We start from the raw sequence: 13,009 nt of genomic DNA, 5'->3' as shown, positions 1-13,009 counted from the left end.
TTCTTTGTATCGTCGGGAGTGTCTGTTGTGTATTAGAGAGAGCGGGCAGCGTCCCGCCCGGCGCCGCCCCGCCCGGCGCCGCCCCGCCCGGCCTCGCTCCGTCGGTCCCCTCCGTGCTCATGCCGCCATCATCCCGGCCGGCCGACGGGCGGCAGACGCGGTCCGCCCCTCCGCCCGGGACCCGGTCGCCCCCCGCCCGCAGCCCGGTCAGCCCGGGCGGAGCGCCCCGTCCACCGCCTCAGGCCGGCGTCGCCTCCACCTGCACGACCGCCCACGACAGCGGCGGCAGGCGCAGCGCCACGCCGTCGCCGTCCACCTGCACGCCGTCGAGCTCGCGCAGGCCGACGGCGTCGGGACGCTCCTGCGTGTTCGCCGTCCACCGGTCCCCACCCTCGGGCACGTCGAGCACCTCGGACCGCACGACCCGCCCCAGCGACCAGCCGCGCAGGGTCAGGGAGACCTCCGCCGTGTCGTCGAGCCCGCGGTGCGCGAGGAACAGCGCCACCCGGCCCTCCTCCTCGTCCCACGTCGCCGAGACGTCGACGAGGTCGACGTCGCCGAACTTCTCGGCCTCGTACCGGTCGGACCGCACGACGGGCCGCAGGATCTCGCCGCGGGCGAGCGCGGCGGTGCGTGCGAACGGCCAGAAGATGCTCTGCCGCCACGCCGGCCCGCCCTCCTCCGAGCGGATGGGCGCGATGACGTTGACCAGCTGGGCCTGGTTGGCGATCTTGACGCGGTCGCCGTGCCGCAGCAGCGAGTTGAGCAGCGTCCCGACGACGACCGCGTCGGTGACCCCGTACTCGTCCTCGATGATTCGCGGGTGCTCGCGCCACACGGCCTCGCGCTCGATGACGTGCGGCTGGTCGGGCGTCTCCTTGCCGGTCTGGTACCAGACGTTCCACTCGTCGAACGAGAGGTGGACGTGCTTGCGGTGCTTGCCGGCCGCGCGCACGGCGTCGGCGGTCGCGACGACGGACTCGATGAAGTAGTCCATGTCGACGGCGGACGCGAGGAACGAGCCGTGGTCGCCGTCGGTCTCCTGGTAGTAGGCGTGCGCCGAGACGTAGTCGACGTACGCGTACGCGTGCCGCAGGACGGTCTGCTCCCACGACCCGAACGTCGGCATGCCGGAGTTCGACGACCCGCACGCGACGAGCTCGACCGTCGGGTCGACGAGCCGCATGGCCTTCGCCGCCTCGGTCGCGATGCGCCCGTACTCCTCCGCGGTCTTCTGGCCCATCTGCCACGGGCCGTCCATCTCGTTGCCGAGGCACCACAGGCGGATGTCGAACGGCTCCTCGTGCCCGTTCCTGCGGCGCAGGTCCGACCACGCCGTGCCGCCGGGGTGGTTGGCGTACTCGACGAGCGCACGTGCCGCCTCGACGCCGCGCGTGCCGAGGTTGACGGCCTCCATGACCTCGACGTCGGCGACGCGCGCCCAGTCGACGAACTCGTGCAGCCCGAACGCGTTCGTCTCCACGGTGTGCCACGCGCCGTCGAGCCGCACGGGCCGCTCCTCGCGCGGCCCGACGCCGTCCTCCCAGGCGTACCCGGAGACGAAGTTGCCGCCGGGGTACCGGACGACCGTCGGTCCCATCTCCCGCACGAGGTCGAGCACGTCGGTGCGGAAGCCGTTCTCGTCGGCGGCCGGGTGCCCGGGCTCGTAGATGCCGGTGTAGACGCAGCGGCCCATGTGCTCGACGAACGAGCCGAAGAGGCGGCGGGGCACGGGCCCGGCGGTGAAGTCGCGGTCGAGCGTGATGCGTGCGCGGGTCATGGGACTCCTCGGGTGGTGCGGTTCGGTGCGGTGGTGCAGGTGGGTGCGCTCACTGGCCGCCGAAGCCGGTCGTGGAGAACCCGCGGATGATCTGCCGCTGGAAGAAGAGGAAGACGATGACCAGCGGGAGCGCCGCGAGCACGGCCGACGCCATGGTCTGCGCGTACTGCAGCCCGTACGCGCTCTTCACGGTCTGCAGGCCGACGGGCAGGGTCATCAGGGACGCGTCCGAGATGATGATGAACGGCCACAGGAAGTTGTTCCACGCGCCGATGAACACGAAGATCGCGACGGCCGCGAGGATCGGGCGCGAGAGCGGCAGCACGATCGACCAGAACACGCGCGGCCGGCCGGCGCCGTCGATGCGCGCGGCGTCCTCGAGCTCGACGGGCACCTGCTCGAAGAACTTCTTGAGGATGAACACCATGGCCGGGTGCACGAGCTGCGGCAGGATGATCGCCCAGTACGTGTCGACGAGGTTCAGCGCGAGCATCTCGTAGAACAGCGGGACGATCAGCACCGGCGGCGGCACGATGATCGACGCGATGATCAGGTAGAAGAGCCACTTCCGGCCGGTGAAGTCGATGCGCGCCAGCGCGTACGCGGCGAGCGCCGACACGGCCAGCGTGGCGATCGTGATGGCCGTCGCGGTGAGCAGGCTGTTCCACGTCCACAGCGGGACGTTCCCCTCGCGCAGCACGTTGGCGTACGCGTCGGTGGTGAAGCCGTCGGGCGGCAGCAGCGTCACAGGCGTCGCCGCGGCCGTGGCCTCGGACTTGAACGACGTGATCACGGCCCACACGAACGGCAGGAGCCACGTGACGGCCATGACGACGAGCGCGAGGATCGCGACGATGCGGCCGGGGCTGGCGAAGCGTTCGCCGACGCGCAGGTTCGCCGCGGCGGTGAGGCGCCCGGTGCGCCGCGGGCCGGGCCGGTAGGCGGCGTTCGGCTGGGGTGCGACGGTGGTGGTCATGCGTGGTCCCTCCGCGACGTGAACCGCAGCTGCGCGACCGAGATGATGATGATGACCGCGAAGAACACGTACGCGATCGCCGACGCGTAGCCGAACCGGTAGCCGGTGAAGCCGGACTCGAAGATGTACTGGACGACCGGCCGCGTGACGCCGCCCGGACCGCCCTGCGTCATGATGTAGATCTGGTCGAACACCTTGAGCGAGGCCAGGACCTGCAGCATCACGATGAGCACGGTGGTCGGGCCGAGCTGCGGGAGCGTGATGGCCCACAGCTGCCGCCACCGCCCGGCGCCGTCGAGCGCGGACGCCTCGTACTGCTGCTCGGGGATGTTCTGCAGCGCCGTCAGGTAGAGCAGGAAGTTGAACCCGACGGTCCACCACAGCGTCTCGACGACGACGGCGAGCATCGCCCACCGCGTGTCCTGCAGCCACGCCTGGCCCTCGATGCCGACGACGCCGAGCAGGGCGTTCACCAGCCCGAGCTGCGGGTTGTACATCCAGATCCAGAACTGCGCGGCCACCGTGGACGCGAGCAGGAACGGCATGAAGAACGACAGCCGCCACAGCCACTGCCCCGGCAGGCCCTGGAACACGAGCAGCGCCATGACGAGCCCGACGAGCACGAGCGGCACGGTGGACAGCACCGTGAACCACACGGTGTTGAGCATCGAGCGCCACATGATCGGGTCGGACAGGGCCTCGGCGTAGTTGGCGAACCCGAGGAAGTCGCCCCCGGCGCCGGTGATGCTCTCGCCCGTGAAGCTCAGCCAGAGGCCGTGCAGCAGGGGCCAGAGCAGGAACATCGCGAACACGACCACGAACGGCGCGACGAACGCCCACCCGATGCGGGTGTCGCGCTTGCGCTGGTGGCTGCTGACGGTGCGCGCCGGCGCGGCGGTGCCCGTGCGGGCGTCGCCGGTCCGGGCACCGAGTGTTGCTGAGGACACGATCGGACTCCTTCGTCGGATCGGGGACGGAGCTCCGGACCGGGTCAGACCGGGTTCGGCTTGGCGAGCTGGACGTCGATGCGTCGGACGAACGCCTCGAAGCCGGCCCGCGGGTCGGCGCCCTGCAGGAAGACGTTCTGCACGGTCTCGAGGAAGTAGTTCTGGAAGTCCGACCCCGACCCGGTGAACCAGGCCTCCGGGTCGTAGTTGAGGATCTCGGCCGCCGGCGCGTAGCTCGCCTGCGGCGTCAGCTGCGCGTAGTCGTCGCTCTCGACCACCGGCTGGAACGCCGGGATGTGCCCGGCCTCCGCCCACGGCAGCGAGTTCTTCAGCAGGTCCGCGACGAACTCGTACGCCGCCCGCCGCTGCTCCGGGTCCGGGTTGCTCTGGTGCGGCAGCGTGAACGCGTGCGAGTCGGCGTACGCCGCGGGCGTGCCGAACAGCGTCGGGATCGGCTGCGCGTCGAGGCCGAACCCGGCGGCCTTCATGGTCGGCAGCTCCCACACGCCGGTGAGGAACATGCCGGCCTCGGCCGACGCGAACTCCGAGACCGCCGTCCCGTAGTCGCCGTTCGGCGTGGCCACGGTGCCGTCGAGCATCCGCTGGATGTACTCGAGCGACGACACGGCCGCGTCCACGTCGACCTTCGCCCGGTCGCCCGAGAGGTCGAACTCCGCGCCGTGCTGCTTGTAGAACGTGTAGAAGAGCCGCCACATCTGGGCGCCGTCGCCGAGGTACCCGTACGCGACGCCGTGGCCGCCCGTGACGCCCTGCATCGCGCGCGCCACCTCGAGGAACGTCTCGGGGTCCTCGATCGGCACGAGCTTCCCGTCGGGGCCGAGGGCACCGGCCTGCGCGGCGACGTCCGTGTTGTACATGAGCACGAACGGGTGCGAGTCCAGCGCGATCGAGTACACGTCGCCGTCGAGCGTGCCCTTCTGCCAGACGCGCTCGAGGAAGTCCCCCTCCTGCACGCCCACGTCGGCGAGCATGTCGAGGTCCCACGGGTCGAGCAGGCCGCCCGGTGCGTACCCGGCGACGCGGGACGCGTGCATGACGGCGACGTCGGGGGCGCGCCCGCCGACGCTCGCCATGGCCAGCTTCGTGTAGTACGGCGCGCCCCACGCGAGCACCGTCTGGGTGGCCTCGTAGCCGTGGCCGAGCGTGTTGGCCTCCTCGACGAGCCCGGCCATGACGACCCCGTCGCCGCCGCTGAGCAGGTGCCAGTACGACAGCGGCCGGGCACCCCCTGCGGCCACCGCCGCGGGGCTGCACCCACCGAGGACGCCGATCGTGGCGACGCCGCCGGCCGCGGCGAGCGAGCCGAGCAGCACCTGACGGCGCGTGAGGCCGCCGGGGTCCGGCGGGCGACCCGCCACGGGGGGCGGCGGGGCGGCTGGGCGCAGGGGTCGTCGCAGGCTCATGTCCTCACTCCTTCGTGAGACATCACGGTCCGTCGTCGCCGGCGACGGCGCCGCACGGTCCTCCCCGACCTGCGGCTCCGTCGCCGACCACCCGATCGTTACATCGTTAGAACGCTCGGACAAGTAGGAGGGACCGGACACGCCGGACGGGTGACGCGCTCAGACGCCCGCGTGCCGGCCGTCGACGTGCGCGACCGCCGCACGCCCGCCCGTGCTGGCGCGCACGACCACGTGGTGCGGCACCAGCACCCGGCGCGGGGCGCGGTCGCGGTCCTCGATGCGCTCGCCCAGCAGGTCCAGCGTCGTCGCGACGAACCCGCGCAGGTCGAACGACACCGTCGTGAGCGGCGGCACCGCGTACCGCCCGGGGGCGACGTCGTCGAAGCCCGCCACCGCGACGTCCTCGGGGACGCGGACGCCCCGCTGCCACAGCAGCCCGAGCACCCCGAGCGCCATCGAGTCGGTGAAGCAGAAGAACGCGTCGGGCAGCGGCGCACGGTCCAGGAACGCGGCGACCGCGGCGACGGCCGCCTCGGTGGTCCACGCCGGCACGGGCACCTCGAGCGCCGGGTCGTGCGGCACGCCGGCCGCCGCCAGCGCCTGCCGGTACCCCTCGGTCCGCTGCCGCGCGGCCGCCGTCTCGTCGGGCGCGGGCGCACCCACCACGGCGACCCGCCGCCGGCCCGTCGCGAGCAGGTGCGCCGTCATGGCACGCGCCGCCGCGACGCTGTCGACGCCCACCTGGTCCGTGCGGTCCTGCTCCACCTCGCCGATCAGCACGGTCGGCGGCAGCGGCGCGCGGCCCAGCCCCACGTGGTCCGCCAGCACGGAGTCCTCGATCGAGACGGGGTTGAGCACGAGCCCGTCGACGAGCTGCGAGCGGGCGCGGGACAGCAGCTCGCGCTCCCGCCGCGGCTCGGCCGCGGTCTCCTCCACCTGCACGCCCCACCCCCGCGCGTGCCCCTCCTCGACGAAGTGGTGGGCGAGCTCGGCGGAGTACGCCGTCGACAGGTCGGGCAGCGCGAGCGCGATGAGCCCGTACCGGCCGCTGCGCAGGCCGCGCGCCACGAGGTTGGGCACGTAGTCGAGCTCGGCGAGCGCCCGCTCGACGCGCTCGCGCGTCTCGGGACGCACGAAGACGCGGCCGTGGATGACGTTCGAGACCGTCTTCGGGGAGACGCCCGCCCGCGTGGCGACGTCCTTCACGGTCGGGCGCATCCGCCGCCTCCTCGTCCACGGTCACGGGCACCCCTATGGAACCGCACGGGGCGGGCGCGCCGCAGATCGGGCCGTCGCCACCCGCCCATCGCCGCCGCACCGGGACGAACCGGGCCCGACGCTCCCGCGGCGCCCCGTACCCTGGGGGCATGCTGACGACGACGGTCCTCGCCGCCGCCCTGTCCCCCGACGCCGCCCTCCTCGCCGGCGGGCCCGTGCCCGCGCTGGGGCCCGAGTTCCTCCAGCCGGAGAACCTCATCGCGTCGTTCGGCACGGCGGCCCTCATCGGCATCGTCGCCGTCGTGTTCGTCGAGACGGGTCTGCTGTTCCCGTTCCTGCCGGGCGACTCCCTGCTGTTCACCGCCGGGGCGCTCGTCGCGCAGGACTCGCTGCAGCTGAACATCTGGGTGCTGTGCCTGCTGCTGTTCCTCGCGGCGTTCCTCGGTGACCAGGTCGCCTACGCGATCGGCCGACGCCTCGGGCCGAAGGTGTTCTCGCGGCCCGACTCGCGGTTCTTCAAGCAGAAGTACATCGACCAGACGTACGCGTACTTCGACAGGTACGGCGGCCGCACCATCATCGTCGCGCGGTTCGTGCCGTTCGTGCGCACGTACGCCCCCGTCGCGGCGGGCGTCGGCCGGATGAGCTACCGGCACTTCGTGTCGTACAACGTCGTCGGGGCGCTCCTCTGGGGCGTCGGCGTGACGCTGCTCGGCTACTGGCTGGGCAACTTCTCCTTCATCAAGGAGAACATCGAGGCGCTGCTGATCCTGATCGTGGGCGTCTCCGTGCTGCCTGTCGTGGTCGAGGTCTGGCGCGCACGCCGCGCCGAGCGTGCCGGGCGGACGGTCGAGGGCCGCGACCCCGGCTTCGACGAGGCCGCCGAGCGCGCCGCCGTGGAGCGCGAGGCCTTCGGCCGGGCGACGACGCCCGCCGTGCCCGGCACCGTCGGCGACGCCCCCGAGGACGAGCGCCTCGCCCGCCGCACCGCCGAGGAGGCGTAGCCGCATGACCCGTGAGATCCGCTCCTGGCTGTCCGACATGGACGGCGTCCTCGTGCACGAGGGCACGGCGCTGCCGGGCGCCGCCGAGTTCGTCGGTGCGCTGCAGGCCGCGGGGCGGCCGTTCCTCATCCTCACGAACAACTCGATCTTCACGCCGCGCGACCTGCGTGCGCGGCTCGCCGCCACCGGTATCGACGTGCCGGAGGAGGCGATCTGGACGTCGGCCCTCGCCACCGCGCAGTTCCTCACCGACCAGATGCCGGGCGGGTCCGCGCACGTCATCGGCGAGGCAGGCCTGACCACGGCGCTGTACGAGGCCGGGTACACGCTCACGGCGGCGCAGCCGGACTTCGTCGTGCTCGGCGAGACCCGCACGTACTCGTTCGAGGCGATCACGCAGGCCATCCGCCTGATCCAGGGCGGCGCGCGGTTCATCGCGACGAACCCCGACGTCACCGGCCCGAGCGCCGAGGGCGACCTGCCCGCGACGGGCGCCGTGGCCGCCATGATCAGTGCCGCGACCGGGCGCAAGCCCTACTTCGTCGGCAAGCCCAACCCGATGATGATCCGGTCGGCGCTCAACCGCATCGACGCGCACTCCGAGACGACGGTCATGGTCGGCGACCGCATGGACACCGACGTCGTCGCCGGCATCGAGGCCGGCCTGCGGACGTACCTCGTGCTCACGGGGTCGACGCGCGCGAGCGACGTCGAGCGCTTCCCGTTCCGGCCCACCGCCGTGCTCGACTCGGTCGCGGACCTCGTCGAGCTGGTCTGAGCGGTCGGGCTCGTCCGAGCGCGTCGGGGGCCGACGCCGGGACGGGCGTCAGAAGCTGACGGTCGGCGCCTGGCGCAGCTGCGGGTCCTCGGCCTCGAAGTACTCGGCGCGGGTGAAGCCGAACATGTTCGCGATGATGTTCGGCGGGAAGGTCTCGACCTTCGTGTTCATCGCCCGGACGTTCGCGTTGTAGAACCGGCGGCCGGCGGCGATGCGGTCCTCGGTGTTCGTCAGCTCGGCCTGGAGCTGCTGGAAGTTCTCGCTGGCGCGCAGCGCCGGGTACGCCTCGGCGACGGCGAACAGGCGGCCGAGCGCGGCCGTCAGCTGGTTCTCCTGCGCGGCCTGCTGCGCGGGACCCGCGGCGGGCCCGGCAGCGGCGGCACGCGCCCGCGTGACCTCGTCGAACACGGCGCGCTCGTGCGCGGCGTACCCCTTGACCGACTCCACGAGGTTCGGGATGAGGTCGTGCCGGCGGTGCAGCTCGACGTCGATCTGCCGCCACGCCTCCTGCACGAGGTTCCGCAGCCGGACGAAGCCGTTGTACTGCGCCACCGCCCACAGCAGCACGATCACGACGATCGCGACGACGACGAGCAGGGCGATGGTGCCACCGGTCACGGGAATGCCTCCGCAGGGGTCGGGACGGTCACCGGATCGTACCGACCGCCGGGCCGCCGCCGGCACCGCGCACGCGGACGCGGCGCCGCCGCGCGGGGCACGGCAGCTGGTGGCTCAGCCGTTCGGCGCAGCGCCGTGCGTCAGCGGGTCGTACCCGTGGTCCTGCCAGACGTGCCGCGGCACGCCGCGCACCACCGCGTGCATCACGCCGAGGCGCGGTGCGATGCGTGCGGTGTCGGTGCGGCCCGTGCGCCACGACGCGATCCACGTGCCCTCGATGCGCCAGTCGGTGCCGAGCGCGTCGTCCTGCAGCAGGCGCTCCATGAGGCGCGGGTGCAGGATCGCGTGCCCCACGCGCTGGTCGCCGGCGACGACCCGGTACGCGTCGTTGAAGGCCACCGACTCGGTCTGCATGTCGCGTGCGCCGAGCGCCTTCGCGATCCGCGCGCCCACGCCCTCGGCGGTCAGCTCGAGCACCGGCAGGTACGCCGGCAGCGCGAGGGCGACGACGTGCGCGTGGTACGTCTTCTTCTCCTTGCCGCTGCCCGTCGACCACTCGTACGTGTACGACACGGCGGGGACGCCCTGCCAGCGGCCCGTCAGCACCTCGGACACGCGCCGGCTGTGCCCCTGCTCGAACGGCTGGTTGCGGTGCAGCCGCACGAGGCCCAGGCCGGGGTCGCTGCGCACGTACTCCCACCCCGTGGCGGCCGCCCACGCGGCGAGCTGCTCGTGGCGCTTCTTCTGCAGCCACCACGCGAGCGCGACGAACGTCGGCAGACCGACGGCGAGCAGCAGGACGACGAGCGCGGAGTCCATCGCAGGGCTGCGCTCAGGCCAGGCCGAGGTCCGTCAGGCCGAGCAGGGGGTGGTACGGCACACCCAGCGCCTCGATCTTCTCCCGCGCGCCCGTGGCCCGGTCGACGATCGTCGCGACGCCCAGCACCTCGCCGCCGGCCTCGCGCACGGCCTCGACCGCGGCGATCGGGGAGCCGCCGGTCGTCGACGTGTCCTCGACGACGACGACGCGGCGCCCGGCGACGTCCGGGCCCTCGATGCGCCGCTGCATGCCGTGCGCCTTCGCCTCCTTGCGGACGACGAACGCGTCGAGGTCCTGACCGCGCGACGCGGCCGCGTGCAGCAGGGCGGTGGCCACGGGGTCCGCGCCGAGCGTGAGCCCGCCGACCGCGTCGACCTCCGCCGTGCCGAGCCCGGCCTCCTCGAGCATGTCGAGCATGAGGTGCCCGATGAGCGGGGCCGCGCGGTGATGCAGCGTCGCGCGGCGCAGGTCGACGTAGTAGTCGGCCTCGCGGCCCGACGACAGCGTCACGCGCCCGCGCACGACGGCGAGCTCGACGATCAGGTCCCGCAGCTGCTCGCGCGGGGTGGGCGACAGGTCGGAGGTCACGGCGGACAGAGTAGCGACGCGCGGCCGCCTGGCCGGCGCGTGCCCGCTCAGTCCGTGCGCGCCCGGTCCGTGTCCGCGGCCTCCGCCGCCGTCGGCTCGTCGGGCAGCTCGACGCCCTTCCGGTAGCGCCCGATCGCCCGGACCGCGGACCGCGGCAGCACCCGGACGAGCGCCGAGGTCGCCTTGTACCGCAGGCTCGGGGTCGAGATGACGACGCCGCGGCGCACGTCGGCGAGCGCGGTCGCCACCACGTCCTCGGGGTCCAGCCAGGCCACCTCGGGGTACGCGCTCGTGTCGATGTCCCCGCGCGCGTGGAACTCGGTGTGCGTGAAGCCCGGGCAGACCACGGTGGCGGTGACGCCGGTCCCCTCCAGCTCGACCGCGAGCCCCTCGGTGAACGAGCGCACCCACGCCTTGTGGGCGGAGTACGTGCCGGAGGCGAGGAGCGCGGCGACGGACGCGACGTTGAGGACGGCGCCGCGGCCCCGCTCGACCATGGCACCGGCCGCCGCGTGCGACAGCACCATGACGGACCGGACCATGACGTCCAGGCCCTCCTCCTCGCGCCGCACGTCGCCGCCGACGAAGCGCTGGTGGATGCCGAAGCCGGCGTTGTTGACCAGCAGGCCGACCGGGCGCTCGGTGGCGCGCAGGCGGTCGGCGACGCGCTCGACGTCGGCGCGGTCCGTCAGGTCGGCGACGAGGACCTCGGCGTGCACGCCGGCGGCCGCCTCGAGCTGGCGGGCGAGGCGCGTGAGGCGCTGCTCGTCGCGGGCGACGAGCACGACGTCGTGCCGGGCCGTCGCGAGCTGCCAGGCGAACTCGAGGCCGAGGCCGGCGCTCGCCCCGGTGACCAGTGCGGTTCCCATGGGCGCCACCCTACGGAACCTGCCGGGGCCCGCGCGGCGCGTCGGGCGCTCGCGCGACGGCGGGCGGGTCGCGCGAGCGCAGGCCGGGTCGTGTGACGGCAGGCCGGGTCGCCGGCGTCCACAGGTCCGCCGGGCGGCCACCGCGCCGGGGCCGGGGCTCGTAGGGTGGTCGGGTGCTGCCGGACCCCACCTCCCCCGACGCGCCGCCGGACGTCCCGGCGGACCCGTTCGCCGGTGGCGACGAGCCGCCGTGGTGGGACGTCGAGCCGCCCGCCGACGCGTGGGAGCCGCCCGCCGACCCGTGGGACGTCCCGGGCGCACCGGGCGACGCGGCCGCCGCACGCACCCGACGTGCGGCGACGCCCGTCTCCCGCGAGCCCGCCGCAGCGCGGGAGCCCGGTCGGCCGGCGCCCTCGCACGGCGACGCGCGCACGGTGCTGCACCGCGTGTGGGGGTACGACGCGTTCCGCGGCGACCAGGAGGCGGTCGTCGACACGGTCGTCGGCGGTGGCGACGCGGTCGTGCTCATGCCGACCGGCGGTGGGAAGTCGCTGTGCTACCAGGTGCCGGCGCTGGTCCGCGAGGGCACGGGCGTCGTGGTGTCCCCGCTGATCGCGCTCATGCAGGACCAGGTCGACGCCCTGTCGGCGCTGGGCGTGCGGGCCGGGTTCCTCAACTCGACGCAGGAGCGGGAGCAGCGGCGCGCCGTCGAGGACGCGTTCCTCGCGGGCGAGCTCGACCTGCTGTACCTCGCGCCGGAGCGTCTGCGCGTGCCGGAGACCCTCGCGCTGCTCGAGCGCGGGCACGTCGCGCTCTTCGCGATCGACGAGGCGCACTGCGTGAGCCAGTGGGGACACGACTTCCGCCCCGACTACCTGCAGCTCTCGGTCCTGCACGAGCGCTGGCCGGACGTGCCGCGCATCGCGCTGACGGCGACGGCGACCCCGGCGACGCACCGCGAGATCTGCCAGCGCCTGCAGCTGGAGGACGCACGCCAGTTCGTCGCGAGCTTCGACCGCCCGAACATCCGCTACCGCATCGTCGGCAAGGACGACCCGCGCCGGCAGCTGCTGCACCTGCTGCGCACGGAGCACGACGGCGACGCGGGCATCGTCTACTGCCTGTCGCGGGCGTCGGTCGAGCAGACCGCCGAGTGGCTGGCCCGCAACGGCGTCGCGGCGCTGCCCTACCACGCGGGGCTCGACCGCCGGGTGCGCGCGCAGAACCAGTCGCGCTTCCTGCGCGAGGACGGCCTCGTGATGGTCGCGACCATCGCGTTCGGCATGGGCATCGACAAGCCGGACGTGCGGTTCGTCGCGCACCTCGACCTGCCGAAGTCCGTCGAGGGGTACTACCAGGAGACCGGCCGCGCGGGTCGCGACGGGCTGCCGTCGACGGCCTGGCTCGCGTACGGGCTCGCGGACGTCGTGCAGCAGCGCAAGATGATCGACGGCTCGGAGGGCGACGCCGAGCACCGCCGCCGCCTCACGCAGCACCTCGACGCGATGCTCGCGCTCTGCGAGACGGTCGACTGCCGCCGCGTGCAGCTGCTCGCGTACTTCGGCCAGCCGTCGGACGGGCCGTGCGGCAACTGCGACACGTGCCTCGAGCCGCCCGAGTCGTGGGACGGGACGGTGCCCGCGCAGAAGCTGCTGTCGACGGTGGTGCGCCTCGACCAGCGCGGGCAGCGGTACGGCGTCGGGCACGTGGTCGACATCCTGCGCGGCAAGGAGACGCCGCGCGTGCGCCAGCTCGGGCACGAGCAGCTGTCGACGTTCGGGATCGGGCAGGACCTGTCCGACGGCGAGTGGCGCGGTGTGGTGCGCCAGCTGCTGGCGGCGGAGCTGCTCGCGGTCGACACGCAGGGGTACGGCACGCTGCGGATCACCCCGGCGTCGGCGGACGTGCTGCGCGGCGCGCGGCGGCGGTCGGGTCGATCGAGACGGAGATCCGGTGGGTGCGCACGCTCGGCGCGCGGTGGACGTTC

The 13,009-nt window shown here is 73.5% G+C and carries 12 protein-coding genes; 3 read left to right on the top strand and 9 right to left on the bottom strand.

From position 1 onward, the window contains the following. Positions 1-238: 238 nt before the first annotated feature. From arfA to AB6N23_RS13785, 5 genes are all read right to left on the bottom strand, one after another. Positions 239-1,780: an arabinosylfuranosidase ArfA gene (gene arfA / locus AB6N23_RS13805; protein ID WP_412866598.1), complete on the bottom strand. Its 1,542-nt coding sequence runs from the start codon at positions 1,778-1,780 to the stop codon at positions 239-241. Between the two features lie 49 nt (positions 1,781-1,829). After that, positions 1,830-2,756 carry a carbohydrate ABC transporter permease gene (locus tag AB6N23_RS13800; RefSeq protein WP_412866597.1) on the bottom strand — a complete coding sequence of 309 codons (927 nt, stop codon included), beginning with the start codon at positions 2,754-2,756 and terminating at the stop codon, positions 1,830-1,832. Then, entirely contained in the window at positions 2,753-3,703 is a 951-nt protein-coding gene (locus AB6N23_RS13795; RefSeq protein WP_412866596.1) for a carbohydrate ABC transporter permease, read from the bottom strand. Before AB6N23_RS13795 ends, AB6N23_RS13800 begins: the two co-directional genes overlap by 4 nt. A 44-nt stretch (positions 3,704-3,747) precedes the next feature. Next, entirely contained in the window at positions 3,748-5,127 is a 1,380-nt protein-coding gene (locus AB6N23_RS13790; protein ID WP_412866595.1) for an extracellular solute-binding protein, read from the bottom strand. 159 nt (positions 5,128-5,286) lie between these two features. Next, positions 5,287-6,345 (bottom strand): LacI family DNA-binding transcriptional regulator, encoded by a 1,059-nt coding sequence (locus AB6N23_RS13785; protein WP_412866594.1) that lies wholly within the window; start codon positions 6,343-6,345, stop codon positions 5,287-5,289. A 149-nt stretch (positions 6,346-6,494) separates the two neighbouring features. Between AB6N23_RS13785 and AB6N23_RS13780 the strand changes: the two genes are divergently transcribed. Together AB6N23_RS13780 and AB6N23_RS13775 are read left to right on the top strand one after the other, a co-directional pair. Further along, the gene (locus AB6N23_RS13780; protein WP_412866593.1) at positions 6,495-7,349 is read left to right on the top strand and encodes a VTT domain-containing protein; all 855 of its coding nucleotides are present in this window, start codon (positions 6,495-6,497) and stop codon (positions 7,347-7,349) included. 4 nt (positions 7,350-7,353) lie between these two features. Continuing rightward, complete coding sequence (locus AB6N23_RS13775; protein WP_412866592.1) at positions 7,354-8,127, top strand: HAD-IIA family hydrolase; 774 nt, start codon at positions 7,354-7,356, stop codon at positions 8,125-8,127. A gap of 48 nt (positions 8,128-8,175) precedes the next feature. On the opposite strand, the gene AB6N23_RS13770 is transcribed toward AB6N23_RS13775, so the two are convergent. The 4 genes from AB6N23_RS13770 to AB6N23_RS13755 form a co-directional block, all read right to left on the bottom strand. Continuing rightward, the gene (locus tag AB6N23_RS13770; RefSeq protein WP_378206220.1) at positions 8,176-8,745 is read right to left on the bottom strand and encodes a LemA family protein; all 570 of its coding nucleotides are present in this window, start codon (positions 8,743-8,745) and stop codon (positions 8,176-8,178) included. Between the two features lie 114 nt (positions 8,746-8,859). After that, positions 8,860-9,564, bottom strand: a complete 705-nt coding sequence (locus AB6N23_RS13765; RefSeq protein WP_412866591.1) for a hypothetical protein — start codon at positions 9,562-9,564, stop codon at positions 8,860-8,862. A gap of 13 nt (positions 9,565-9,577) precedes the next feature. Continuing rightward, a complete protein-coding gene (gene pyrE, locus AB6N23_RS13760) occupies positions 9,578-10,153 on the bottom strand; it encodes an orotate phosphoribosyltransferase (RefSeq protein WP_412866590.1) in 576 nt (191 codons plus the stop codon). Between the two features lie 47 nt (positions 10,154-10,200). Further along, the gene (locus AB6N23_RS13755) at positions 10,201-11,022 is read right to left on the bottom strand and encodes an SDR family NAD(P)-dependent oxidoreductase (protein WP_412866589.1); all 822 of its coding nucleotides are present in this window, start codon (positions 11,020-11,022) and stop codon (positions 10,201-10,203) included. A gap of 173 nt (positions 11,023-11,195) precedes the next feature. Here AB6N23_RS13755 and recQ point away from each other — a divergent pair. Next, positions 11,196-13,009, top strand: a 1,814-nt coding sequence (gene recQ / locus AB6N23_RS13750) for a DNA helicase RecQ (RefSeq protein ID WP_412866588.1), incomplete at its 3' end; no start/stop codon positions are given.

Source organism: Cellulomonas pasadenensis (genome assembly GCF_047229365.1).
GTDB lineage: Bacteria > Actinomycetota > Actinomycetes > Actinomycetales > Cellulomonadaceae > Cellulomonas.
The sequence above is the reverse complement of the archived record's forward strand: the minus strand, read 5'-3'. Positions and strand labels throughout refer to the sequence as shown.